27 protein-coding genes are annotated in these 24985 nt (G+C 66.0%); 15 read left to right on the plus strand and 12 right to left on the minus strand.

The genetic code is table 11. The features are described 5' to 3' along the window. Positions 1–59: 59 nt before the first annotated feature. Complete coding sequence (locus JQT59_RS37120; RefSeq protein WP_249354641.1) at positions 60–242, plus strand: acyltransferase; 183 nt, start codon at positions 60–62, stop codon at positions 240–242. Here JQT59_RS37120 and JQT59_RS19075 read toward each other — a convergent pair. After that, positions 182–697 carry a MarR family winged helix-turn-helix transcriptional regulator gene (locus tag JQT59_RS19075; protein ID WP_213571593.1) on the minus strand — a complete coding sequence of 172 codons (516 nt, stop codon included), beginning with the start codon at positions 695–697 and terminating at the stop codon, positions 182–184. The genes JQT59_RS37120 and JQT59_RS19075 overlap by 61 nt on opposite strands. Before the next feature lie 74 nt (positions 698–771). On the opposite strand from JQT59_RS19075, the gene JQT59_RS19080 reads away from it, so the two are divergent. From JQT59_RS19080 to bluB, 3 genes are all read left to right on the plus strand, one after another. Continuing rightward, complete coding sequence (locus tag JQT59_RS19080; protein WP_213571594.1) at positions 772–1614, plus strand: alpha/beta fold hydrolase; 843 nt, start codon at positions 772–774, stop codon at positions 1612–1614. 66 nt (positions 1615–1680) lie between these two features. Further along, positions 1681–2730 (plus strand): CobW family GTP-binding protein, encoded by a 1050-nt coding sequence (locus JQT59_RS19085; protein ID WP_213571595.1) that lies wholly within the window; start codon positions 1681–1683, stop codon positions 2728–2730. A gap of 38 nt (positions 2731–2768) precedes the next feature. Further along, on the plus strand, positions 2769–3386 hold the full coding sequence (bluB, locus tag JQT59_RS19090; RefSeq protein WP_213577862.1) for a 5,6-dimethylbenzimidazole synthase: 618 nt from the start codon (positions 2769–2771) through the stop codon (positions 3384–3386). Here bluB and JQT59_RS19095 read toward each other — a convergent pair. The 4 genes from JQT59_RS19095 to JQT59_RS19110 all read right to left on the minus strand — a co-directional run bounded on the left by JQT59_RS19095 (position 3383) and on the right by JQT59_RS19110 (position 7632). Next, on the minus strand, positions 3383–4813 hold the full coding sequence (locus JQT59_RS19095) for a DEAD/DEAH box helicase (protein WP_213571596.1): 1431 nt from the start codon (positions 4811–4813) through the stop codon (positions 3383–3385). The genes bluB and JQT59_RS19095 overlap by 4 nt on opposite strands. A 260-nt stretch (positions 4814–5073) precedes the next feature. Continuing rightward, positions 5074–5487 carry a molybdenum cofactor biosynthesis protein MoaE gene (locus tag JQT59_RS19100; RefSeq protein ID WP_159926009.1) on the minus strand — a complete coding sequence of 138 codons (414 nt, stop codon included), beginning with the start codon at positions 5485–5487 and terminating at the stop codon, positions 5074–5076. Continuing rightward, positions 5480–6451: a bifunctional molybdenum cofactor biosynthesis protein MoaC/MoaB gene (gene moaCB, locus JQT59_RS19105; protein ID WP_213571597.1), complete on the minus strand. Its 972-nt coding sequence runs from the start codon at positions 6449–6451 to the stop codon at positions 5480–5482. The genes JQT59_RS19100 and moaCB overlap by 8 nt, the downstream gene beginning before the upstream one ends. Then, positions 6448–7632, minus strand: a complete 1185-nt coding sequence (locus JQT59_RS19110; protein WP_109331132.1) for a molybdopterin molybdotransferase MoeA — start codon at positions 7630–7632, stop codon at positions 6448–6450. The genes moaCB and JQT59_RS19110 overlap by 4 nt, the downstream gene beginning before the upstream one ends. 98 nt (positions 7633–7730) lie before the next feature. Between JQT59_RS19110 and moaA the strand changes: the two genes are divergently transcribed. Together moaA and JQT59_RS19120 are read left to right on the plus strand one after the other, a co-directional pair. Next, positions 7731–8786 carry a GTP 3',8-cyclase MoaA gene (gene moaA, locus JQT59_RS19115; RefSeq protein WP_213571598.1) on the plus strand — a complete coding sequence of 352 codons (1056 nt, stop codon included), beginning with the start codon at positions 7731–7733 and terminating at the stop codon, positions 8784–8786. Continuing rightward, positions 8779–9039 carry a MoaD/ThiS family protein gene (locus tag JQT59_RS19120; RefSeq protein WP_213571599.1) on the plus strand — a complete coding sequence of 87 codons (261 nt, stop codon included), beginning with the start codon at positions 8779–8781 and terminating at the stop codon, positions 9037–9039. The genes moaA and JQT59_RS19120 overlap by 8 nt, the downstream gene beginning before the upstream one ends. 26 nt (positions 9040–9065) lie before the next feature. Here the strand turns inward: JQT59_RS19120 and JQT59_RS19125 are convergent, their stop codons facing one another. Both JQT59_RS19125 and nadE read right to left on the minus strand, forming a co-directional pair. Further along, a complete protein-coding gene (locus tag JQT59_RS19125) occupies positions 9066–9845 on the minus strand; it encodes an SDR family oxidoreductase (protein WP_213571600.1) in 780 nt (259 codons plus the stop codon). 4 nt (positions 9846–9849) lie between these two features. Continuing rightward, positions 9850–10689: an NAD(+) synthase gene (gene nadE / locus JQT59_RS19130; protein WP_213571601.1), complete on the minus strand. Its 840-nt coding sequence runs from the start codon at positions 10687–10689 to the stop codon at positions 9850–9852. Between the two features lie 65 nt (positions 10690–10754). Here nadE and JQT59_RS19135 point away from each other — a divergent pair, with 65 nt between their 5' ends. Continuing rightward, positions 10755–11306, plus strand: a complete 552-nt coding sequence (locus tag JQT59_RS19135; protein WP_213571602.1) for a nucleosidase — start codon at positions 10755–10757, stop codon at positions 11304–11306. Between the two features lie 3 nt (positions 11307–11309). Here the strand turns inward: JQT59_RS19135 and JQT59_RS19140 are convergent, their stop codons facing one another. Then, complete coding sequence (locus tag JQT59_RS19140; protein WP_213571603.1) at positions 11310–11909, minus strand: TetR/AcrR family transcriptional regulator; 600 nt, start codon at positions 11907–11909, stop codon at positions 11310–11312. 100 nt (positions 11910–12009) lie between these two features. Between JQT59_RS19140 and JQT59_RS19145 the strand changes: the two genes are divergently transcribed. Beyond that, positions 12010–12573, plus strand: a complete 564-nt coding sequence (locus tag JQT59_RS19145) for an NAD(P)H-dependent oxidoreductase (RefSeq protein WP_213571604.1) — start codon at positions 12010–12012, stop codon at positions 12571–12573. Between the two features lie 22 nt (positions 12574–12595). Here the strand turns inward: JQT59_RS19145 and JQT59_RS19150 are convergent, their stop codons facing one another. Then, complete coding sequence (locus JQT59_RS19150; RefSeq protein ID WP_213571605.1) at positions 12596–13429, minus strand: siderophore-interacting protein; 834 nt, start codon at positions 13427–13429, stop codon at positions 12596–12598. Between the two features lie 538 nt (positions 13430–13967). Here JQT59_RS19150 and JQT59_RS19155 point away from each other — a divergent pair. The 4 genes from JQT59_RS19155 to nrdF all read left to right on the plus strand — a co-directional run bounded on the left by JQT59_RS19155 (position 13968) and on the right by nrdF (position 17950). Beyond that, complete coding sequence (locus tag JQT59_RS19155) at positions 13968–14201, plus strand: redoxin NrdH (RefSeq protein ID WP_109335193.1); 234 nt, start codon at positions 13968–13970, stop codon at positions 14199–14201. 88 nt (positions 14202–14289) lie between these two features. Further along, positions 14290–14766: a class Ib ribonucleoside-diphosphate reductase assembly flavoprotein NrdI gene (gene nrdI / locus JQT59_RS19160; protein ID WP_159926029.1), complete on the plus strand. Its 477-nt coding sequence runs from the start codon at positions 14290–14292 to the stop codon at positions 14764–14766. Beyond that, positions 14724–16907, plus strand: a complete 2184-nt coding sequence (nrdE, locus tag JQT59_RS19165) for a class 1b ribonucleoside-diphosphate reductase subunit alpha (RefSeq protein WP_502939713.1) — start codon at positions 14724–14726, stop codon at positions 16905–16907. Before nrdI ends, nrdE begins: the two co-directional genes overlap by 43 nt. Before the next feature lie 77 nt (positions 16908–16984). Then, positions 16985–17950: a class 1b ribonucleoside-diphosphate reductase subunit beta gene (gene nrdF, locus JQT59_RS19170; RefSeq protein WP_015890191.1), complete on the plus strand. Its 966-nt coding sequence runs from the start codon at positions 16985–16987 to the stop codon at positions 17948–17950. Positions 17951–18092: 142 nt separating this feature from the next. Here the strand turns inward: nrdF and JQT59_RS19175 are convergent, their stop codons facing one another. Genes JQT59_RS19175 through JQT59_RS19185 form a run of 3 tightly spaced genes read right to left on the minus strand, consistent with a single transcriptional unit; the run spans position 18093 to position 20682 of the window. Continuing rightward, a complete protein-coding gene (locus tag JQT59_RS19175; protein ID WP_213571606.1) occupies positions 18093–18566 on the minus strand; it encodes an NUDIX hydrolase in 474 nt (157 codons plus the stop codon). Positions 18567–18574: 8 nt separating this feature from the next. Continuing rightward, entirely contained in the window at positions 18575–19648 is a 1074-nt protein-coding gene (locus JQT59_RS19180) for an ABC transporter substrate-binding protein (RefSeq protein WP_213571607.1), read from the minus strand. Positions 19649–19683: 35 nt separating this feature from the next. After that, entirely contained in the window at positions 19684–20682 is a 999-nt protein-coding gene (locus JQT59_RS19185) for an ABC transporter substrate-binding protein (RefSeq protein WP_213571608.1), read from the minus strand. A 299-nt stretch (positions 20683–20981) separates the two neighbouring features. On the opposite strand from JQT59_RS19185, the gene ctaD reads away from it, so the two are divergent. From ctaD to JQT59_RS19200, 3 genes are all read left to right on the plus strand, one after another. Next, a complete protein-coding gene (gene ctaD, locus JQT59_RS19190) occupies positions 20982–22772 on the plus strand; it encodes an aa3-type cytochrome oxidase subunit I (protein ID WP_109331105.1) in 1791 nt (596 codons plus the stop codon). A 163-nt stretch (positions 22773–22935) separates the two neighbouring features. Further along, positions 22936–24156 carry a phosphoserine phosphatase SerB gene (serB, locus tag JQT59_RS19195; RefSeq protein WP_213571609.1) on the plus strand — a complete coding sequence of 407 codons (1221 nt, stop codon included), beginning with the start codon at positions 22936–22938 and terminating at the stop codon, positions 24154–24156. Further along, entirely contained in the window at positions 24153–24923 is a 771-nt protein-coding gene (locus JQT59_RS19200; RefSeq protein WP_213571610.1) for an aminoacyl-tRNA hydrolase, read from the plus strand. The genes serB and JQT59_RS19200 overlap by 4 nt, the downstream gene beginning before the upstream one ends. Positions 24924–24985 lie beyond the last annotated feature (62 nt).

Consider the following 24985-nt stretch of genomic DNA (forward strand, 5'->3'; position numbering starts at 1 on the left):
GCACACATCGGCTGGGTCCGGTGTCGGGACGGTGCGGGGCGGCGGTAGACCTTCCCATCGTGGTCGGTGACGGCTGCTGGATCGGCGCAGGGGCAATCATCCTGCCAGGAGTGACGGTCGGCGAAGGTTGTGTCGTCGGTGCAGGAGCGGTAGTCACCCGCGACTGCTCGCCGAACGGACTCTACGTCGGCTCACCCGCGCGACGCGTCCGCGATCTCGACACCGAGTCCTCGGTCGGGTGAACGGCCACCTGCCGTTCGACGGCGACAGCGGCGTTCATGCCGTCGAGGAATCGTGAAATAGTCTGTCGCTCTGAAGGTTCGAATCCCTCGAGGATGGTTGTCGTCCGGTTGATGAGCGGGCCGAAGAAGGTTTCACCGAGGTTCATCGCTGTGGCAGTGACCGTGATTCGGGAGCGGCGCCGGTCCTCGGCGTCCGGCGTGCGACGGACGAGCCCGGCCTTCTCCATGCGGTCGAGAAGTGCAGTGACGGATGCCGAATTGATCCCGAGGCGGTCGCCGAGCCAACCCGGGGTTGCAGCGATATCTGCGCGACCGGCGTCCAGGATGCTGATAAGTGCCCGGAGGTCCGTGGTGTGCAGTCCGTGCAGCTGGGCGAACTCGGCGCCGAGCAGATTCAGCTCCACCGCGAGAGCGCGCAGCTTGTGCACAGTCTGAGCGCTTTCGTCGAGATTCACGAGACCTGAATGTACTGCCGGAGCGCGGCCGAGGAGATAATATCTCGATCATCGAGATAAATGGAGGAGGCGCTGTGGCGAAACTCGATGACTTCTATCGCGCCTACGACGTCCTGCTGGGCAGCTGGCCGGTGGTGGCTACACCGGTCGACGTGCCGACGGCCTACGGCATGACTCGGGTGAACGTGTGCGGTCCCGAATCGGGCGCACCACTGCTTCTCCTGCCCGGAGGCGGAGCGACTTCCACGGTCTGGGCGGCCAACGTCGAGGTCCTGGCGCGTCGCCATCGCGTCTATGCCGTCGACATCATGCAGGACGCCGGGCGGAGCGTAAGCGATGGCACCCCGTTGCGCAGCACGAGCGACTTGTTCACCTGGCTCGATGAGGTACTGGATGGATTAGGTCTGGAGTCGACCGCACTCGTCGGACATTCCTACGGGGCGATGATCGCCCTCGGATACACGTCGAGCGGACGCGGAAACGTCGACAGTGTGGTGCTGCTCGACCCGACATCGTGTTTTGCGGGACTGAGCACCCGCTACCTGCTTCGGGCCGCACCGCTGCTGCTTCGTCCCACTGCGGAGCGGCAACGCGCGCTGATCCGCTGGGAGACTGGTGGCGTCGGCCTGGACGAGCGATGGCTCGAGTTGGCCGCCCTCGGGGCGGTTGCCTTCGCCGGCGCGAAGGTCGTGGTTCCGCGCCGTCCGAAGCCTGCCGCATTCGCCCGGATGACCGTCCCGACTACCGTGCTGCTGGCAGGAAGTAGCCGCGCGCACGACGCGGCGGCGGTGGCGGCCACGATCCGGCGCAGGCTTCCCTCGGCGACGGTCACGACAATCGAGGGAGCCACTCACCACACCATGCCGATGGTGCCTGCCGCCGCCATCGGCGCGGCGATAGTCGGCGCGGTGAGCTGAGATCGGTCGGCCGGGCGCTACCATGGGCGCCCGGTGGCTCATCGAGATCCATGGAGGTCGGGGCAGTTGGCGAAGAAGCGGATTCCGGTGGTCATCGTCGCTGGATTCCTCGGTTCCGGTAAGACCACCCTGCTCAATCATGTGCTGCGCAACAATCGCGGTGTCCGCGTGGGTGTCATCGTCAACGACTTCGGAGCCGTGAACATCGATTCGATGATGGTGGCGGGGCAGGTCGATTCGATGGTGTCGCTGAGCAACGGGTGCATGTGCTGCGCCGTCGACGTGAGCGACATGGACGACATGCTCGATCGTCTGGCGAATCCCTCTTCACAGATCGATGTGGTGATCGTCGAGGCCAGCGGGCTTGCCGAGCCGCGCAACATGATTCGGCTCGTGCTCGGCAGCAGAAATCCGCACGTCGTGTACGGGGGGCTGGTGGTGATGGTCGACGGTGAGCAGTTCGAGGAAACGTCCGCCCGGCATCCTGATCTCGGGAAGCACGTGACCCTGGCCGACCTCGTCGTACTCAACAAGACCGACCGGATCGACGAACCACGACTCGGTGCGGTGAAGCAGCTGGTCCGCGACTACAACGATCGTGCCCCGATTCTCGCGACCGCGCACGGGCGCATCGAGCCCACCCTGCTCTTCGATCAGGAACCGGGACGTGATCCGGCCCCCGGTGAACAGCTCACGCTCGATCGGCTGTTGCTGGATCAGCACGAGCACTGCGATGAGGGTTGTGGCGGTCACGACCACCTGCATTCGTCCTACGAGTCAGTCGATTTCGCGTCGGTCGACCCGATCGATCCACGGCGGCTGGTCGATTTCCTCGAAAGCCGGCCCGTCGGCATCTATCGCATCAAGGGATTCGTGCACTTCGCGGTACCGGGGCAGTCGCGCAAGTTCGAGGTGCAGACGGTGGGGCCACACATCCGGTTCACCTCCACGCGCTGGGAATCGGGGGAGGAACGCACAACGCAATTGGTACTCATCGGTGCGGACATCGAACCGGAGAAGGTGCGCGCGGGCCTCGAGGACTGCATCGTGTCCGAGGGCGAAGATGTCGACCCCGGCGCGATGTTGGGGGTGCACCGCTATACCGTGACGGCGTGACCGAGCCCGCGTGTAGCACGCCGTCGTATCCCGAACCCATGCTGTCCGTGTATGAGGCGATCCGCCGCCGACGGGATGTGCGAGCGGAGTTCACGGGGGAGCCGGTACCGGAGAAGGTTCTGAACCGCATCCTGGGGGCAGCGCACAGCGCCCCGAGCGTCGGCAACACGCAGCCGTGGGATTTCGTTGTCGTGCGCAGGCCGGCGACCCTCGACGTGTTCGCCGAGCACGTCGCCGATGCCCGCAGAAGGTTCGCCGAATCGCTACCCGACGATCGCAGGACGACGTTCGATCCGATCAAGATCGAAGGAATACGTGAGAGCGGCATGGGCGTCGTCGTCACCTATGACCGCAGTCGCGGCGGCGAGCACATTCTCGGCAGGCACACGGTCGACGACACCGGCTTGTTCTCAGCCGTGCTGGCGATTCAGAATCTGTGGCTCGCGGCCGCCGCCGAGAACGTCGGAGTGGGCTGGGTGTCCTTTTATGACGAGCCCTACCTCACCGAATTGCTGGGGATTCCCGAGCCGGTGCGTCCCATCGCCTGGTTGTGTGTGGGACACGTCGCCGAGTTCCAGCAGGTACCCGACCTCGAGCGCTTCGGGTGGCGGGGGCGCCGGCCATTGGCCGACGCCGTCCACCTCGACGAGTTCTAGCCTTGACGGCGGCGTGACGCGCCGGCCGACGCGGTACGAGTTCCGCCGCCCGTGGACGACGCCGCCCGCGGCCTGCCCACAGCGCCAGAACGGGAGCGACGAGCGCCGCCGCCCTGACCGTGGGCGCGTCCGCCCTGGCCGCCTCGTCCACCCTGACCGCCTTGGCCACCGCCGGGCCGCTGAGTGCGTCCGCCGGTGCTGGACACCGGCGTGGCCTTCGGTGCCGGCGTCACATGTGGTGCGAGGTCACCGACGAGTTCGAGAACGTGGGCGGAGTCCGCGGTGCTGCGGACGGGAGTGACTTTGATCGCTGCCTTCCGCATGAGGATGGACAGATCCTTGCGCTGCTCGGGCAGTACGACGGTGACGACGTCGCCGGCGCTGCCTGCGCGTGCGGTTCTGCCCGAACGGTGCAGGTAAGCCTTGTGCTCGGCGGGCGGATCGACGTGCACGACCAGTTCCACATCGTCGACGTGGACGCCTCGCGCCGCCACGTCGGTGGCCACCAGCACGCGTGCCTCACCGGCCGAGAACGAGGCCAGGTTGCGGTCGCGGGCGGCCTGCGACAGATTGCCGTGCAGATCCACCGACGGAATACCCGCTTCGGTGAGCTGACGCGCCAGCTTTCGCGCCTGATGCTTGGTGCGCATGAACAGGATTCGGCGTCCGGTGCCCGATGCCAGCTTCTCGACCAGCTTGCGCTTGGTCTCGGGGCTGTCGACGTCGAACACGTGGTGTGTCATGGCCGCGACGGGTGAGTTCGCCTCGTCGACCGAGTGCAGGACCTCGTTCTTCAGGAACCGCTTGACGAGCTTGTCGACACCGTTGTCCAGCGTGGCCGAGAACAGCAGTCGCTGCCCCTGCTGCGGCGTAGCGGAGAGGATGCGCGTGACGACGGGCAGAAAGCCGAGGTCGGCCATGTGGTCGGCCTCGTCGAGCACGGTGATCTCGACTGCGTCGAGGCTCACGAACCTTTGCTTCATCAGGTCTTCGAGGCGGCCGGGGCATGCGACGACGATGTCGACGCCTGCCTTGAGCGCCGACACCTGGCGGTTCTGGGAGACGCCACCGAAGATGGTGGTGACCTTCAGGTCGTACGCCTGCGCCAGCGGTTCGAGTGTGGCGGTGATCTGGGTGGCCAGCTCGCGGGTGGGGGCCAGGATCAGACCGACGGGGTGGCCGGGCCGACGCTTTCCGCCCGACAGTTCACCGGCGAGGCGGGACACCATCGGGATGGAGAAGGCCAGCGTCTTACCGCTGCCCGTCTTGCCGCGGCCGAGCACGTCGCGGCCCGACAGCGTGTCGGGGAGGGTGTCGACCTGGATGGGGAAGGGCGCGGTGATGCCCTGCGAGGAGAGCACCCGCACCAGCGGTTCGCGGACGCCGAGAGCGGCGAAGGTGGTGTCGGGTGTCGTCGTGTCAGACAAGTGTCAGAGCCTTTCGGGCACAGGGTTGTGCCCGGAGGGCCGACACGGAAAGGCGATCCCGTCGGAGCTCGAGCACAGGTTGGCGGCGTTGCCGGTCGGCAAGCTTCTTCGCCGTAAGAAGAGCGGATGCACACGCTGTGCACACCCAACAGGATTCGGAGGTTCCCGAACTGAATGCGTTCTACGACGCTGGGTGACCGTCATGGTCACCTAGTGCCGCCGAGTCTACCCGGTGATGCGATGCCGGTCCGACTCAGGACTCACAGTCCCACCCATTCGGACGCGCCGTCGGCGAAATGCTGCCGCTTCCAGATGGGGACCTCGTGCTTGATCCGTTCGACGAGTTCGGCGCAGGCCGCGAACGCCTCGGCCCGGTGCGGTGCGGCTACGGCAGCCACGAGCGCCAGGTCCCCGACGGTCAGCGCACCCACCCGGTGGACCGCGGCAACAGGCAGTCCCGTCGACGACGCAACCTCCTCACAACACGTGCGGAGAAAGCGCTCGGCATCGGGGTGTGCCTGATACTCGAGTGCCGAAACGGATTGTCCGGCATCGTGATTACGTACCACCCCGGTGAAGACGACTACCGCGCCGTGTTCCGGTCCCGCCACGGCCGCATCGACAACGGCCGCGTCCAGGGGCAGGTCCGAAATCTGGGCAAGAATGTCACTCATCGTGCATACCTCCACCGGCGATCTGTGCAAGAAGGTGATCGACGATGGGGTCGAGCACCGCAAGTCCATCCTTCACTCCGCCCGGTGAACCCGGCAGATTCACGATCACTGTGCCGTTCGACACACCGGCGAGTCCCCGGCTCAGAGATGCATGCGGCGTCACTGTCGTTCCCCGATTGCGGATGGCATCCGCGACGCCGGGCAGTTCGCGGTCGAGTACGGCCCGGGTGGCTTCGGGAGTGGCGTCGGTGGGGGAGACACCCGTCCCGCCGGTGGTGATGACCAGTGCGGGGCTGCCGGACAGCGCGTCGGCGAGGCCGGCCGCGATCTCGGCGTCGGCGTAGACCAGGGGGCCGCGCGTCCGGAACCCGCGTTCGTCGAGCCAGGCAGTGATGGCCGGACCGGTCGTGTCTTCCCGCGTGCCCGCGGCGCCGCCTGTGGAGGCGACCAGGACCGCGGCAGTGCGCCCTCTCGGTGATGCCGAGTCGGTCGCCGGCTCCCGGGTCCAGTGCCCGCGTTTGCCGCCGTCTTTCGTGAGCAAGCGGACACCGTCCAGGGTGGCAGCGGGATCCACGGCCTTCACCATGTCGTGCAGAGTCAGCCCGGCCACAGCCACTGCGGTCAGTGCCTCCATTTCGACGCCGGTCGGCCCTTTCGTCTTCGCTGTCGCCTCGATCGTGATGGCATCGTCGGCGAATCCGAACTCCACCTTGACCGACGAGAGCGCAAGCTGATGGCACAACGGAATGAGCTCGGACGTCTTCTTCGCACCCGAGATACCCGCAATCCGGGCGGTCGCGAGTACATCTGCCTTGGGGAGATCGTCGGCCCGGACGAGCGCAATGACCTCGGGGGTCGTGACGAGTCGTCCTTCCGCCACGGCAGTCCGGGTGGTATCGGCTTTCGCGCTCACATCGACCATGCGTGCACGACCCTCGCCGTCGAGGTGCGTCAAATCGCTCATAGGGGAATCACCTTCACGAGTTGGCCGGCGTCGAGTGCGGTGACATCGGCGGGAACATCGACGAGGACATCCGCCCACGCCATCGCTGCGACAAGATGTGAGCCCGGACCGGCGACGAGTTCTACCCCGGTGTCGGTGCGGCGAGCGCGGAGGAACTGCCGCTTACCTCGGACGGAGGTGAGCGGCGCCGCGAGCGGCCCCTCCACGGCTTCCGTGGGAGGAAGGCCCGCTGCGCGGCGAATGTCGGGACGGGCGAAGATCTCGAAGGAGACGAGGGTACTCACCGGATTGCCCGGGAAATTCAATACCGGGACGCCGTTGACCACGGCTGTCCCCTGCGGTCCGCCCGGCTGCATGGCCACGTGAGCGAACTGAGCGCCGAGCGGGGACAGCGTTTCCTTCACCACCTCGAAGTCGCCCATCGATACACCGCCGGAAGTCAGCACGACATCGGCGGTGAGGACCGCCTCGGCGAGCAGGGTGCGGAACTCGGCGGGGTCGTCGGTGCTACGGGCGATGGAGACCACCTCTGCACCGTTGGCTCGTGCACTCGACGCCAGTGCGATGCCGTTCGAATCGTAGATCTGGCCGGGACGCAGTGCGCTTCCCGCATCGACGAGTTCGGCGCCTGTGGTGATCACCGCGACACGCGGCCGCGGGCGTACCGATACGCGCTGCAGCCCGACAGCGGCGAGCACGGCGATGTGACGGGCAGCGAGAAGGCTGCCCGCGGCGAGGAGAAGGGTTCCCGCCCGGACGTCGCTGCCACGTTCGCGCACGAATTCCCCGGCCGAGCGGGTTTTTTCGATCCGCACCTCGCCATCCGAGGTGACTGTGTCCTCGACGGGGACGATCGCGTCCGCGCCCGGCGGAACCGGTGCTCCGGTCATGATTCGGTAGGCCGTGCCGGGAAGGTGCGTGACGGGTTCGGCCGGCCCGGCCGCGATCACCCCGCGCACGGGCAGCATCACAGGGACCGTCGTGATGGATGCGGCGTCGACGGCGTAGCCGTCCATCTGGGAGTTCCGGAACAGGGGCAGATCGACGGGTGAATGGACGTCGGCGGCGAGGGCGCGTCCCAGCGCCTCACCGAGTGGAATCTCCTCGCCGGGGCGCGTATGGAGCGGTGCGAGAAGTTCGGCGACGTGCTGAGCATGCTGCTCCACCGTCCGCGTGGTCACGACGTTCCTCCGGCCATGGTTACCAATCCTATGCACGGCGGTGCGGCACGGATCACCGCCTCGCGGCATACTGGACCAATGCGGGGAAAGGCAACGCGATGACAATGGTGGAGATGGGTATTCCCACCGTGCGGTCGGCCGTCTCGCTCGCGGGCCGCCCCGATGTGGGGGACCTCGTCGACAGATTCGGTCGGGTAGCGCGCGACCTTCGGGTGTCGATCACCGAGAAATGCTCGTTGCGCTGCACCTATTGCATGCCGGAGGAAGGTCTGCCGGCCATCCCGGCGCACAATCTGCTCACGGCTGAGGAAATCGTCCGGTTGGTGGGTATCGCGGTGCATCAGCTCGGGGTCCGGGAGGTCCGGTTCACCGGTGGCGAGCCGCTGATGCGCGCCGACCTCGAAGCCATGATCGCCGGGTGCGCCGAACGGGTTCCGGGTGTGCCGCTGTCGATGACCACCAACGCAGTCGGGCTCGAACACCGGGCTGCTGCACTCGCCCGCGCCGGCCTCACCCGCGTCAACGTCTCCCTCGACTCGATCGACAGGAAGCACTTCGCCAGGCTCACGCGACGCGATCGGTTGCCGTCGGTGATCGCTGGGATCCGGGCCGCCGCCGATGAAGGCCTGGCGCCGCTCAAAGTCAACGCAGTTCTGATGCCCGAGACACTCGCGGGGGCGGCGGATCTCCTCGAATGGTGCCTGACCGAAGGGATTGCGCTCCGCTTCATCGAGGAGATGCCCCTCGACGCGGACCACGAGTGGGCACGTGAGCAGATGGTGTCCGCCGACCGGTTGCTGTCGGTTCTGGGTGAGCGGTTCACCCTCGTGGAACACGGGAGGGAGGACGCGTCCGCACCGGCGGAGGAGTGGTTGGTGAACGGTGGTCCGGCCACCGTGGGGATCATTGCGTCGGTCACCCGCTCGTTCTGCTCCGACTGCGACCGAACCCGTCTGACCGCCGAGGGAACGGTACGGTCGTGCCTGTTCAGTGACCAGGAGGTCGACCTGCGGGGGGCACTGCGTTCCGGTGCCGGCGACGAGGACCTGGCCCAGTTGTGGCGTGGCGCGATGTGGAACAAGTGGGCGGGACACGGAATCAATGCGGACGGATTCGCGCCGCCGCAGCGCAGTATGGGAGCTATCGGTGGTTGACACGGTGACAGGCATTTCGGTGCGGTATTTCGCGGCGGCCGCCGACGCCGCCGGTTGCACGAAGGAAACCCTCGATCTGCCGACGGACGCCCCACTCGGTCAGGTGAAGACCGCCCTCGTCGCCAAGTACGGAGCCGACATGGAGCGGGTGCTGTCGGTGGCGGCCTTCCTCGTCGATTCAGAGCTCACGCGCGACCTCACGCGCACCGCCGGACACCAGGTGGACGTCCTGCCGCCGTTCGCGGGAGGCTAGAGGAGTTACAGCACTCCGGGAGCCGCTCAGGCCGTCGTCGTGTCGGCCAGCCACCGGTCGAAGGTGATCGACCCGAACTCTTTTCCCGGAGCCAGGTTGTGCCCTGCCCTCAGGAAGGAACCCAGTGCTCCCGGCAGGGGCACGTCGATGACGAGTCCGCGCGTCCCCGTGGCTTTCTTCCATGCCACGACGAGGTCACGGGCCGTGCGGACTTCCGGGCCGCCGATGGTGACGAGACCCTCGGACGCCGGCTCGGTCGCCAGAGCGGCGTCCGCCAGCGCCCGCGCGACATCGCGGGTGTCGATCGACTGGAATCGCGTTCTCGCGAATGCCGGAATCACCCCGACATGGCTCGGCGGCTTCGCGACCATGGGAATGAAGTCGTGAAACTGGGTGGCGCGCACGACGACTGTGTCGAGCGGCGAGCTCTCGTAGACCCGTTCCTGCCGTCGCTTGGCCTGATAGTAGGCGAACTCGCCGCGGTCGACGTTCACGATGGACAGCAGCACCGCGCGTCGCACACCCGCACCGTCCGCTGTCGCCAGCAGATTGGTGGCGCCCTCGTCCAGCACGGCCCGAGTGCGGCGGGTTTTGCCGTCGGTCGTGTCCACTACCACGTCGACCCCGTCCAGCGCCTCTGCGAGCCCCTCGCCCGTCACCAAGTCGCCGTGGACATGGACGATCTCGGTGCCCGGCGCACCACCGTGCCGAGTGAGGACACGGACCGAGTGCCCGCGGGCAAGCAACTCCTTGACCAGTTGCCTGCCCGCCGTACCGGTACCGCCCGCGACCAGAACCAGGGTCACCGGATCACCGCCACCAGGTGTCGAGAGGTGTGACGGGGACCGTGCGCTTGTGACGCGTGTTCAGGTACATGGTCTCCAGCTTCTCGGCGACCTCCGGGGAAACGTCCTTGCCCTCGAGGTAGTCGTCGATCTGCGTGTAGGTCAGACCGAGCGCCTCCTCGTCGGGGAGCGCCGGGCGGTCGTCCTCGAGATCGGCGGTGGGCACCTTCTTCCAGGTGGTCTCCGGTGCCCCCAGCTCGCGGAGCAGGGCGCCGCCCTGACGCTTGGAGAGGCCGGTCAGGGGAGTGACGTCCACGCCACCGTCGCCGTACTTGGTGAAGAACCCGGTAATGGCCTCAGCTGCATGGTCGGTACCGAGTACGAGGTAGCCGAGTTGCCCCGCGATCGAGTACTGGATGACCATGCGCTCTCGGGCCTTGATGTTTCCGCGGACGAAGTCGCGCAGCTCGCCGCCGTCGCCGAGGATGTCCCGCAGGGCTGAGGCCGATTCCTTGGCAGTGGCGTCGGCGCCGGGTTTGACGTTGACCGACACCGACCGGTCGGGCTGGATGAACTTCAGCGCGATCTGTGCGTCCGACTCGTCCGCCTGGGTGCCGTAGGGAAGACGGACAGCGATGAACTCGGCCTCGTGTCCCTCCTCTCGCAGTTCGCTCGCCGCGAGTTGAGCGAGACGCCCGACAAGAGTGCTGTCCTGGCCGCCGCTGATGCCCAGAACGAAGCCCTTCGCGGGCGTCGACAGGAGGTACTCCTTCAGGAACTGGACGCGGGTGCGAATTTCTTTCGCCGCGTCGATGGTGGGCTGGGCACCGAGTTCCTCGAGTATCTGCGCACGTAGATTCGCCATGTCAGAAACTGTAGCGAGTGGGCACGTGGGACGCAGTATGGGGAAGGCCCGGTACGGTTCCGCGCATGAGCAGATCGGACATCCTCGTCGTCAGCGCTACCAAGGCGGAGGCGGTGCACGTCCCACCGGAGTTCGACGTGCTGCTCACGGGCATCGGCAAGGTGAGCGCTGCGGTGGCCGTCGCGAAGGCGCTCGGCGACTATCCGTCGTCGCAGAAACCGCTGGTGGTCAACATCGGCACCGCGGGAGCCCTGCACGAACACCACAGTGGCCTCTTCACGCCGTCGACCGTGCTCAACCACGACATCAGCGGCGACGCCATCCGGGCCTTGGGGCACGAGGTCGCGGACCGGCTCGAGATGCCGGAGGGGGACGGCTCGGTGCTTGCAACGGGGGACGTCTTCGTATCGGAGGCGGGGGTGCGCGACGTGCTCGCGGAGCGGGCCGATCTCGTCGACATGGAAGGTTTCGCCGTCGCCTACGCGTGCGCACAGGTCGGTGCACAATGCCGCCTCGTCAAGCACGTGAGCGATACGGCTGACGACTCGGCGCTCGACTGGCCGGCGCGCATCGACGCGAGCGCCAGGGAGTTGGCGCTGTGGCTGCGCGCCCTGTGACCTTCAGGCGCGGGTGACACGCCTGACAAGATCCTCCCAGGCAGCCTCGAGGCGCTCGGTCGACATCCCGAGGTCGCGGATCTCGTGCAGTACGAGCGTCGCCTCGAGGGGTGCGAGGAGCGAGCACGCCAGCAGTTCGTGATCTCCTTCGACGCCCGCCTCGCGGAGCAGCGACACGACGTGCGTCACCGACACTGCGCGAGCCGGCGCGGCGAAACGGGTGCCCGGAGAATTCTCCGCGGCCCGCCGGACCTCGCCCTCGACCTCGACGGTGGCGATGCGCGCCCGGCCGTAGGCGATGAGCCGTTCGACCGGGGCGGCGCCCGGCCCCAGCGGTGGGGGTCCGAACATGAACGCCTGCTGGAGTTCGCGCTCGGAATGGTCGAGGAGGGCGAGCATGAGTCCCGATCGGCTTCCGAACCGGCGGAACACTGTGCCCTTGCCCACACCGGCCTTGCAGGCGACGGCGTCCATCGTCACCGCGTCGACGCCCCGCTCGGACACCAAGAGGGCCGCAGCATCGAGCAGGAGCCGCCGATTACGTGCGGCATCACACCGTTCGGGCGGTTCGACCCCGATCTGGGGAAGGAGGAGGCGGGTCACGGCGCAATCCTACCGCGTCGGGGAATGTAAGTGGACCGTGGTCCGTTTAGGTGATATACCTGTTCCCGAGTCGCCCACCGCACCATCGAAGGAAATTGACATGTCGAAGACCAACATTCTCGTACTCGTCGGCAGCCTGCGAGCCGCGTCGGTCAACCGCCAGCTCGCCGAGACGGCAGTCTCGGTTGCTCCGGCAGGGACCGACATCACCGTGTTCGAAGGGCTCGGTGAGGTGCCCTTCTACAACGAGGACATCGACGTCGCAGGTTCCCTCCCCGCCGTCGAGGCGTTGCGTGACGCCGCCGGCCGCGCCGATGCGCTTCTCATCCTCACCCCCGAGTACAACGGCACGATTCCCGCCGTGCTCAAGAACGCCATCGACTGGATCTCCCGTCCGTACGGAACCGGCGCCGTCAAGGACAAGCCGGTCGCCGTCATCAGCGCGTCCCCCAGCGGCAACGGCGCACAGTGGGCCCATGAAGACACCCGCAAGGCCGTCCGTATCGCCGGCGGCAAGGTGCTCGAGGACGTCACGCTCGCCATCGGCGGCACGATCGACAAGTTCGGTGACCGCCACCCGCGGGAGAACTCCGAGGTCGCACAGCAGGTCGCCGATGTCGTGACCAGCCTCGTGGACGCCACCAAGCAGCTCGTCGACGCCTGAGTCGCTCGCGGGACCGCCGTCGCTACAGCCCGGATCTCTCGAGGGCTGCGTCGACGGCGTCCCGCACCGCGTCGAAGTCTTCACCGGCCGCCAGGGCAGAGTCCCTGGCGGCTTCTATCTGCTCACGGACCGTCTCGTACCGCGCGACCCAGTCCTCCTTGTTCTCGCGCCAATAACCCATGACGTCATATCGATTCGCCGGCCAGGCCAATTCGTGGCGCAGCCGGCGGCGTACGTCTCGGGATGTACGCGCTTCGCCCGCGAACCACACGTATCCCGGCTCGGAGGGTCGCGGCCAGGTGCGTGCAGCCTCCGCCAGCCTGCTGCGTCCGGTGCCGTTGCCGCTGCCGTGCAACCAGGTGACCGTCACGTCGGCCTCGGTGGTGAACTGCTGCCGATCCTCGGCGGCCGTGATCTCGGCGATCACGTGCACGTGCGCCGAACCGGGCAATTCCTCCACAATCCGGCCGACGGCAGGTAAACCGGTCATGTCCGCGACGAGAAGTTGCCATGCCGTATCGCTGGGCGGTGAATACCAGCCGGCGGCGGCCGAGAACCCCAGAACATCGCCGGGCGACGCCTGGAGCGCCCACCGAATCGCAGCGCCGCCCGCGTGGACGGCGAAATCGATGTCCATCTCGCAGGACGACGGGTCCCAGCGGCGGACGGTGAAGCTCCTCTGCTCCGCGCCACCGGGCGGAAAGGCGAGCAATACGCGCTCGTCGGGCACGCCACTCGACTCGAACTCCGTCAGATCACCACCAGACAGGGTGATCCTCTGCATGTTCGGCGTCACCCGCTCCGTGCGGACGACGGGCGCCCAGCGGTCGGGTTGCTCGGAGGAGTGCACGGGCATCCGGTCACGGTACCGGGAGGCAGGCAGTTACCGGCCGGCAAGCGGCGGTGGAGGCTGGGGCGCCGGGTGCACGCGGCGGCGGGGGAGTCGGGTCTCGACCGAAGGCCGCCGTCCGCCGACCGGGTCGAGCGGAAGCCGGTTGAAATGAGGGTCGCGACAGTCCACTGCTCGGGGCGCTGGGGAATGCTGGAGCCTGCTCACAGGTGACGTAGGCTCCTCGAGCCTCGGGTGTGCGAATCGCGCAGGCGGGAGCGTTCCGAGGCCCGCCGAAAATGTGATGCGCGACACGCCGACGGGATGGCGAAATTTGTGGTTCAGCAGATGTCGACCAGGGAATTTCATCGATGTGACTCACAACATCTCGGGTTAAGTGTTTCTGTCGGCCACTAGGTGTAGTGTCTTGAGCACTGAGAGACCACTACGGGAATCGGCTCGGTGAACCCCTCCGATGGGGTGACCGTCCTCTCGATCAGGGAGATCTCGGGTGCTGAACACACACTTCGTCAGCTCCATTTTCGGCAGTGGAAAGAGGGACTTCATGAGCATCACCGTCTACACCAAGCCCGCTTGCGTTCAGTGCAATGCCACCTACCGGGCCCTCGACAAGGAGGGTATCGACTACGCCGTCGTCGACATCACCGAAGACGCCGAAGCCCGGGACTACGTGATGGCGCTGGGATACCTGCAGGCGCCCGTGGTCGTAGCCGGTGACGAGCACTGGTCGGGCTTCCGGCCCGATCGCATCAAGACCCTCTCGGCAAACGCTGCTTGAAGCGACACGATCGCACCCTCCGCGAGCGAGAGCGAACCGATTCCGGAGCAGCACTGACCGACAGTTTCACTCGAGATGGTGAGTACCGATGACTTCGCTGGTGTACTTCTCCAGCGCCTCGGAGAACACGCACCGATTCGTTCAGCGGCTCGGGGTGCCTGCGACGCGCATACCCATCCACGACCGCGACGGCACCTTCGAGGTGCACGAGCCCTACGTCTTGATCCTCCCCACGTACGGCGGCGGGACCACGGCGATGGGTAGGGACACCAGTTACGTCCCGAAGCCCGTCATCCGATTTCTCAACAATCCACACAACAGGTCGCTGATCCGAGCAGTGATCGCGGCGGGAAACACCAATTTCGGTGAGTCCTATTGCTTTGCAGGAAACATCATTTCTCAGAAGTGTCACGTTCCCTACCTCTACCGCTTCGAACTCATGGGCACAGCCGAGGACGTCGAACGGGTGAAGGTCGGTCTGGGTGAATTCTGGGAACACTTAGACGACAAGGAGCAGGAGCTGTGGCGCCGACCATCACAGACACCATCGATGCGGGGAGCGTAGAGCGTGACGCGCGCGGTGGGGACTCGACGAACGGTCTCGACTACCACGCGCTCAACGCGATGCTCAACTTGTACGGGCCGAACGGCGAGATCCAGTTCGACAAGGATGTCGCCGCGGCCCGCCAGTACTTCCTGCAGCATGTCAACCAGAACACGGTGTTCTTCCACAACCTCGACGAGAAGCTCGATTATCTCGTCGAGGAGAACTACTACGAGCCCGAGGTGCTCGACCAGTACTCGCGTGCCTTCGTGAAGTTTCTGATCGACCACGCGTATTCCAAGAAGTTCCGCTTCCCGACGTTCCTGGGGGCCTTCAAGTACTACACCTCGTACACGCTCAAGACGTTCGACGGAAAGCGCTACCTCGAGCGGTTCGAAGACCGAGTGTGCATGGTGGCGCTCACCCTTGCAGCAGGTGACGAGGACCTGGCCACCAAGCTGGTCGACGAGATCATCGCCGGACGCTTCCAGCCCGCCACCCCCACGTTCCTCAACTCCGGCAAGAAGCAGCGCGGTGAACCCGTCTCCTGCTTCCTCCTCCGTATCGAGGACAACATGGAGTCGATCGGCCGCTCCATCAACTCCGCCCTGCAGTTGTCCAAGCGCGGCGGCGGAGTCGCGTTGCTGCTCACCAATGTTCGTGAACACGGCGCTCCGATCAAGCGAATCGAGAATCAGAGCTCGGGTGTCATCCCCATCATGAAGCTCCTCGAAGACTCCTTCTCCTACGCCAACCAGCTCGGGGCGCGTCAGGGTGCGGGCGCGGTGTACCTGCACGCCCACCATCCGGACATCTACCGGTTCCTCGACACCAAGCGTGAGAACGCCGACGAGAAGATCCGCATCAAGACGCTCTCGCTCGGCGTGGTCATCCCGGACATCACCTTCGAGCTGGCGAAGAAGAACGAGGACATGTATTTGTTCTCGCCGTACGACGTCGAACGCATCTACGGCGTTCCGTTCGCGGACATCAACGTCACCGAGAAGTACTACGAAATGGTCGACGACAAGCGGATCCGGAAGTCGAAGATCAAGGCGCGCGAGTTCTTCCAGACCATCGCCGAGCTGCAGTTCGAGTCGGGCTACCCGTACATCATGTTCGAGGACACGGTGAACCGGGCCAACCCCATCGAGGGCAAGATCACGCACTCCAACCTGTGCTCCGAAATCCTGCAGGTGTCGACGCCGTCGCTGTTCAACGACGACCTCTCGTACAGCAAGGTGGGCAAGGACATCTCCTGCAACCTGGGGTCGCTGAACATTGCCAAGACGATGGACTCGCCGGACTTCGCGCTGACCATCGAGGTGGCGATTCGCGGACTGACCGCGGTGTCCGATCAGACGCACATCTACTCGGTGCCGTCGATCGAGGAGGGCAACAACGACTCTCACGCCATCGGGCTCGGCCAGATGAACCTGCACGGGTACCTGGCGCGCGAGCGGATCTACTACGGCTCCGACGAGGGCATCGACTTCACGAACATCTACTTCTACACCGTGGTGTTCCATGCGCTGCAGGCGTCCAACCGGATTGCCATCGAGCGGGGAACGTACTTCAAGGGCTTCCCGCAGTCGCAGTATGCGTCCGGCGAGTACTTCGACAAGTACACCGATCAGGTGTGGGAGCCGAAGACGGACAAGGTGCGTCAACTCTTCGCCGACTCCGGTGTGCACATCCCCACCCAGGACGACTGGCGTGAGCTGAAGGCGTCGGTGCAGAAGCACGGCATCTACAACCAGAACCTCCAGGCGGTCCCGCCCACCGGGTCGATCTCCTACATCAACTACTCCACCAGCTCCATTCACCCGGTGGCGTCGAAGATCGAGATCCGCAAAGAAGGCAAGATCGGCCGCGTCTACTACCCGGCGCCGTACCTGACCAACGACAACCTGGAGTACTACCAGGACGCGTACGAGATCGGCTACGAGAAGATCATCGACACCTACGCCGCGGCCACCCAGCACGTGGACCAGGGGTTGTCGCTGACGTTGTTCTTCAAGGACACCGCCACCACCCGCGACATCAACAAGGCGCAGATCTACGCGTGGCGCAAGGGGATCAAGACGCTGTACTACATCCGTCTGCGTCAGATGGCCCTCGAAGGCACCGAGGTCGAAGGTTGCGTTTCCTGCATGCTGTAGGCGGCTCCGCCGCCCGTGAGTACTTGTCAACCGGCGGCGGTTGACAAGTACTCACAGCCGAACGAAGTGAGGATTCAATGGTCAAGCTGGTGAGTCGCGTATCCGCGATCAACTGGAACCGCGTCCAGGACGAGAAGGACGCCGAGGTGTGGGACCGCCTCGTCGGCAACTTCTGGCTGCCCGAAAAGGTCCCGGTGTCCAACGACATTCCGTCGTGGGGCACGCTCACGGCGCAGGAGAAGCAGCTCACGATGCGGGTGTTCACGGGGCTGACGCTCCTCGACACCATTCAGGGCACCGTGGGTGCGGTCAGCCTCATCCCCGATGCGATCACCCCGCACGAGGAGGCGGTGTACACCAACATTGCGTTCATGGAGTCGGTGCACGCGAAGAGCTACAGCTCGATCTTCTCGACGCTGTGCTCCACCCGCGACATCGACGACGCCTTCCGCTGGTCCGAGGAGAACCCGAACCTGCAACGCAAGGCCGAGATCGTCATGGACTACTACCAGGGCGACGAGCCGCTCAAGCGCAAGGTGGCGTCCACCCTGCTCGAGAGCTTCCTGTTCTACTCCGGCTTCTACCTGCCGATGTACTGGTCGTCGCGCGCCAAGCTCACCAACACCGCCGACCTCATCCGTCTCATCATCCGCGACGAGGCCGTACACGGGTACTACATCGGCTACAAGTACCAGAAGGGTCTCGAGCAGCTCACCGAGGCCGAGCGCGACGACCTGAAGAACTACACGTTCGAGCTGCTCTTCGAGCTCTACGACAACGAGGTCGACTACACCCAGGACCTCTACGACGAGGTCGGTCTCACCGAGGACGTCAAGAAATTCCTGCGGTACAACGCCAACAAAGCGTTGATGAACCTCGGCTACGAGGGTCTGTTCCCGAAGGACGAGACGGACGTCAACCCGGCCATCCTGTCCGCGCTCTCACCCAACGCCGACGAGAACCACGACTTCTTCTCCGGCTCCGGCAGCTCCTACGTCATCGGTAAGGCCGTCAACACCGAAGACGAAGACTGGGACTTCTAGAGCGACCCGCTCGGGACTTCTAGAGCGACCCGCTCGGGACTTCTAGAGCGACCCGCTCGGGACTTCTAACGCCCCGACAGCTTCGCCCAATGCCGCACCGACGCAGTTCGACTGCACCGATGCGACATTGGGCGAACTGCGTTCAGCGCTGGAACCACGCCTCCGACACGTCCTGCAGCGCTTTCTCGAGTCGAAGTCGCGAAGACGGGGTGAGGTCGGACGGCACTGACTCCGGGGAAAACCATGCCACCTCGAGGTTCTCGTCGTCGGACACCGCTGCGGCTCCGCCGATGTAACGCGCGAGGAAGCACACGTCGAGGTACTGCGCGACATCGCCGTTGGGATAGGTGATGGGTCCGGTCACATCGACGCTGGTGATGCGCACCAGTTCCGCGTCGACGCCGGTCTCTTCGCGTACTTCCCGGAGCGCCGCGGGCCCGGGCTCCTCACCGGGTTCGAGAACGCCTGACACCACCGCCCACCGGCCGTTGTCGGCGCGGCGGGTCAGCAGTAGCCGCCCGTCGTCGTCGCGGACGACGACGCTCACTCCCGACAACCACAGCGGCGCGTGTCCGACATGCCTGCGTAGTGCAGCCACGAACTCCGGGACGGGCACAAGTTCTCCTAGCCGGCGTATCCGTTCAGGGTGTTCCGGAGATCGGTCAGCACAGCCCGCGCGGCCACCAGGCCGTTGCCGTTCCAGACCTCGCCCTCGACGGCGAACACGCGACTGTCGGCGGCGGCCCCGAGGTCTTCCCACGCTTGCCCGGACATGACCTCCTCGGCGTGCTCGGTGCCGTCCTTGCCGACGAGGACGGCATAGATGAGATCGCCTTCGGCGCGGTCGAGTTCGGCATCGTCGATCGTTTCGGTCACCGCACCGTCGAGGTTCTGGTAGGCGGGCCTGCGGACTCCCGCGTCGGTGAGTACCTGACCGGCGAACGCCGCCGGTCCCTCCACCTCCAGACTGTCGGCGTCGAAACGCACGATGGAGGCCTGGGTTTGGGCGGCGTCGATATCGATGCCGAGTTGCTTCGCGTCCGCCTGGTATCGCTCGAGCGCGGCTGCGGCGGCATCGGCCCGGCCGAGGGCGTTGCCCGCGAGGAGGAACTGCGTCTTCCAGTACACGGGGTCGGAACCGACGAACACGGTGGGTGCGATGGGGGAGAGCTCGCCGTACAGTGTGCCGGTGGCCGGACTCGAACCGAGGATCACATCCGGCGCCGCCTGCGCGATCCGGGCGACGTCCGGTGCGCCGGCCGGCCCGACACTCGGAAGTTCGGAGATGCCCGTGCCGAGGTACCCCGGCTGTGGGGAGTCGCCGTCGCCGCTCGTGGCGGCGCCGACGACGCGTTCCCACAGACCGAGTGCGCACACCGCGTCCAGCGCGGCACTGTCGAGTACCACGATTCGCTGGGGATCGGCGGGCACCTCACTCGTACCCGTCGTATGGACCACCCGATGCGTCGTCGACCCCGCCAGCTCCGGGTCGACCGGTGCCGGCTCCGGGCACGCCGTCGTGGTGTCCCTCTCGATGCCGACCACCGCCGCGCCCGCAATCTTCGTCGTGGTCCGGACGATCGAGGACGCGGGGTCGTCGTCGGCCGGTTGGGAGCAGCCGGCGAGAGCGAAGGCGGCGACACCGGCAACGAGACCGATGGACGCGCGGCGGACGGTCGAAAACCTGCGAAGGGACAATGCGGCGACTTCCTGTGTGAGCGGGCGCGTTCAGGTTAGCCGCTGTGCTTGTCGACCTCGAACGTGTCCGACAGGTCGTCGAGAATCAGGTGCGCGCCCTGGATGCTGACGGGCGACATCCAGTGGGCGTCGTCGACGTCGACCTTGCGGCCCTGCAGCGTCTGCCACAGCGGGCTTTCGAGGAAGGGGCGGGCGGCTTCGGCGCTCTCTCCCGCCGGATCCTGCCAGGTGCTGACGAAGATCACGTCGCCGTCGGCCTCGCTGAGCAGCTCCGGGCTGATCGACTGCATGATGCTGGTCGGGTCGGCCGGGTCCGGTCCCTGGCTGGCGGGCCGGGCAATGCCCGCATCCTCGAGCACGATGCCGCTGAAGGAGGTGGTGCGATAGAGGCGGGCGGTGGGTTCACCGGCGAATCGGATCACCGATACCACCGGATTCGACGCCTTGGTGTTGATGTCGGCACCGACGGCCGCGGCGCGCGACTCGTAGGCGGCGATCTTCTCGTTGGCGAGTTCTTCCTTGCCGAGCGCCTGACCGACGAGACGGATGTTCTCCTTCCACGTGGGACCGGTCGTCTCGGTGAAGACGGTCGGCGCAATGGCCGACAGCTGTTCGTAGTTCTTTCCGTCGCGAACCTCGGCCGAGATGATGAGGTCCGGCTGCAGTGCGGCGATCTTTTCGAGGCTCGCGCTGCTCACCTCGCCCACCGACTCGGCTTCGGCTGCGTACTCGTCGCGGGTGCTGCCGAGGTAGTCGGGCAGCCCGGGGTCCCGGTAGTCGACATACCCGACGAGCGGCGTCTCGAGCAGGAGTACGGCATCGGTGAAGCTGTTGTCGAGGGCCACGACCCGCTGCGGTGCGGCGGGAATCTCGGTGCTGCCGCGGAAGTGTTCGACCGTGCGGGGGAACTGCGCCGATGCGGCGGCGTCGGACGTGGAGGACGCGTCGTCGCTGCTGGAACAGGACGTGACGGCGACCGCGGCCGCGAGAGCGACGACGGCGGCCAGGGCGCGGCGTCGGGAAAGAATGTTCACTTGAAGCTCCTGGTAGAAGTTAGGTGAGCGATACCTTAGCACCGGAAAAGTCCGAATCCTGGTGGTCTCCCTGCCTCTCCCGCCGACATCCGCGACACGCCGTCTCGGGTGAGAAAGAGCACGCTCCTGCAGACAATCCGCTGGTCGGCGATACCCCCGTGGGCGCTGAGCCGGGGTAAGTACGACAGGAGGTAGGACCGAGTCCGAGGCCGCTCGGGGCACCGTCTACGATTCGATGAGCGCAAGCCAGAGACCGTTCGCCTCGCAGCCCGGGGACGGACGCGCATTCAGGAGGATCAGTGACTGCCGTAGCGCCCCAGCCAGTCCCCGCGATAGCTGCAGCCAGGCCTTACCCGCCGCGGCAGGGACCCAAGGGCTCGTTCATCTTCAAAATGATCACGACCACCGACCCCAAGGTGCTCGGGATCATGTATTTGACGACCTCGATCATCTTCTTCCTCATCGGCGGTCTGATGGCCCTGATGATGCGTGCCGAGCTCGCTGTGCCCGGTATGCAGTTCTTGTCGAACGAGCAGTTCAACCAGCTGTTCACCATGCACGGCACGATCATGCTGCTGCTGTACGCGACCCCGATCGTCTTCGGCTTCGCCAACTACATCCTGCCGCTCCAGATCGGTGCACCCGACGTTGCGTTCCCGCGACTGAACGCCTTCAGCTACTGGCTGTACCTGTTCGGCGCGATCATCGCGACCGCAGGCTTCATCACTCCGGGCGGCGCAGCCGACTTCGGCTGGACGGCGTACACGCCGCTCACCAGTGCCCTGCACTCCCCGGGTGTCGGTGCCGACCTGTGGATCATGGGCCTCGCGGTCGGTGGCCTCGGCACCATCCTCGGTGGTGTCAACATGATCACCACGGTGATCTGCCTGCGCGCCCCGGGTATGACCATGTTCCGCATGCCGATCTTCACCTGGAACATCTTCATCACCAGCATCCTGATCCTGCTGGCCTTCCCGCTGCTGACGGCCGCGCTGCTGGGTCTGTTCGTCGACCGTCACCTCGGCGGCCACATCTTCGATCCGGCTACCGGCGGTGTTCTGCTGTGGCAGCACCTGTTCTGGTTCTTCGGTCACCCCGAGGTGTACATCATCGCGCTGCCGTTCTTCGGCATCGTCTCGGAAATCTTCCCGGTCTTCAGCCGTAAGCCGATCTTCGGCTACAGCGGTCTGGTGTACGCGACGATCGCGATTGCTGCCCTGTCGATCGCCGTGTGGGCGCACCACATGTACGCCACGGGCGCGGTACTGCTGCCGTACTTCTCGTTCATGACCTTCCTGATCGCGGTGCCGACGGGTGTGAAGATCTTCAACTGGATCGGCACCATGTGGAAGGGTCAATTGACCTTCGAGTCGCCGATGCTGTTCTCGGTCGGCTTCCTGATCACCTTCCTCTTCGGTGGCCTCTCCGGCGTCATCCTGGCCAGCCCGCCGCTCGACTTCCACGTCACCGACAGCTACTTCGTGGTCGCCCACTTCCACTACGTGGTCTTCGGCACGGTCGTGTTCGCCACCTACGCCGGCATCTACTTCTGGTTCCCGAAGATGACCGGGCGGATGATGGACGAACGCCTCGGCAAGTGGCACTTCTGGACCACGTTCATCGGCTTCCACGGCACATTCCTGGTGCAGCACTGGCTCGGGGCCGAAGGCATGCCGCGCCGGTACGCCGACTACCTGCCGTCGGACGGGTTCACCATGCTGAACTCGTTCTCGACCATCTTCGCCTTCGTCCTCGGTGCCTCGACGCTCCCGTTCATCTGGAACGTCTTCAAGAGCTACCGGTACGGCGAGGTCGTCACCGTCGATGACCCGTGGGGTTACGGCAACTCGCTCGAGTGGGCCACCACCTGCCCGCCGCCGCGTCACAACTTCACGGAACTGCCGCGCATCCGCTCCGAGCGTCCCGCGTTCGAGCTGCACTACCCGCACATGGTGGAGCGGATGAAGGCAGAAGCGCACGTCGGACCCGGGCACGGCGGCAAGCACGCCAGCACGGTCCTGGAGGAGGAACGCCACGCACCGCTCACCGTGAGCGGTGAAGGCGAGCCCGGCACCGACTCCGGCCGCTGATACAGATCGTTGCCGAAAGGCCCCGCCCCACCATCGGGCGGGGCCTTTCCCTTGGCACAATGGGTGCCGGACAAGCTGCGCGAGCACGACGACCTTCCGTGCTTCTGCGCACGTGAGACGAACGGAGTTCTTTCCAGCGTGAGTAACACGAACGGAGTTCGTAGTGGGCGCAGCTGACACGACTGTCCTGGTGACCGTCACGGGGCCCGACCGCCCCGGTGTCACATCGGTGCTCTTCGCGGCGCTCTCCCGCCACGACGTGAGCCTGCTCGATGTGGAACAGGTGGTGATCCGTGGCCGCCTGACCCTCGGCGTGCTCGTGGCGTGCCCGGAGGACGGGGAAGCCCTCCAGGAGGAACTGGAGGAGGCGATGGCCACCGTCGGGATGTCGGTGGATGTCGAGATCGGGGCGGACCCCGGCCGGCAGTCGCTGTCCACACACGCGGTGGTCATTCTCGGTTCTCCGGTGTCCGCGCGGGCCCTGCGATCGGTCGCTCGTGAGATGGCGAAGCTGAGTGTCAACATCGACTCCATCCGGGGCGTCGCCGATTATCCGGTGACCGGTCTCGAACTCCTCGTCAGTGCTCCCGCGACGCCGGCGGTGGACAAGCGGCTGCGCACGGTCCTGGCCGAGGTTGCTGTGGCGGAAAGCGTCGACATCGCGGTCGAGCGGGGTGGGCTTGCGCGCCGGGCCAAGCGGCTCATCGTCTTCGACGTCGACTCGACCCTGGTCCAAGGCGAGGTCATCGAGATGCTCGCAGCGCGAGCCGGGGTCGAAGACGAAGTCCGTACGGTCACCGAATCGGCGATGCGCGGCGAGATCGACTTCACCGAGTCGCTGCACCAGCGGGTCGCGACGCTCGCCGGTCTCGACGCCTCCGTGATCGACGACGTCGCCGAGGGCCTCGAACTGACGCCGGGTGCCCGGACCACCATTCGCACGTTGCGACGCCTCGGATTCCACTGCGGGGTGGTGTCGGGTGGCTTCCGTCAGGTGATCGAGGGGCTCGCCCACGAACTGGAGCTCGACTTCGTTCAAGCCAATACTCTCGAAATTGTGGACGGCAAGCTCACCGGACGAGTCGTGGGGGACATCGTCGACCGGGCCGCCAAGGCCACGGCGCTGCGTAAGTTCGCTGCCCAGGTGGGCGTGCCGATGGAGCAGACGGTCGCGGTCGGTGACGGCGCCAACGACATCGACATGCTCAATGCCGCAGGCCTCGGTATCGCCTTCAACGCCAAGCCGGCGTTGCGTGAGGTCGCCGACACGGCGCTCTCGCATCCGTTCCTCGACGCCGTACTGTTCATCCTCGGCGTCACTCGGGACGAGGTCGAAGCCGCCGACGCCGTGGACGGCGTGGTGAGACGAGTTCCCCTGTCGTGACGGAACCGTGTGCAGCCGCGATCACCGGCGACGCCGCGCTGTGGGAGGCACGCCACGCGATCCTCGCGGCCGGTTACGGTGGACGGCCCGATCCCGAGGATCCTGCCCTGGTGCTCGCGATGCCGATCGTCTTGCACATCCCGAAGTCGAACCCGCCTGCGCGTAGTGCGGTGCTGGCGGCGGCCGCGACGGCGTCGGTGGCGCTGTGCCTCGACCCACGGGTCGGCGTCGATGCAGACGGGCAACCGGGACCCTGGCGCTCCGACTACCTCGCGTGGGTGGGGTCTCGCATCCGCAAGGTGTCGCGCCGGGCTCGCGGTGCTCAGTGGCGCGCCGCGCAGGAGGTGGACGGCATCACCGTGGAGGTCGACGGCGCCGAGGCGCGGGCACTCGTTCCCGTCGCGGTCGGTGCGCTCGACCCGCGCATCAAGAAGCTGCAGATCGGCGGAACCGACCTCGAGCACGACGACCCCGGCCCGCCGCCCGGCGGGACACCCGTGCTGTGGATCGACTCGACCCTGGACATGACCGTCGGGAAGGCCGCTGCACAAGTGGGCCACGCATCGATGCTGCTCGCGGGAGCGATGAGCGTCGAAGCTGCGAAGCACTGGGCGGATACGGGTTACCGCTGCGCCGTCCGTGACGCCGATGCGGTGAGGTGGACGGCGTTGCGCGAGCTCGAGTCCGCGGGGCATGCGGTCGCGGTGCGTGATGCCGGTTTCACCGAGGTGGCTCCCGGATCCGTGACGGTGATCGCCGCCCTGTGAGCCGCGGCGGGTCCAGTACCCGCGGCTTGGCTATGGGGCGTCGGGAACAATCGGGGAACACT

Source organism: Rhodococcus sp. USK13 (assembly GCF_018343855.1).
Classification (GTDB): Bacteria; Actinomycetota; Actinomycetes; order Mycobacteriales; family Mycobacteriaceae; genus Rhodococcus_F; species Rhodococcus_F oxybenzonivorans.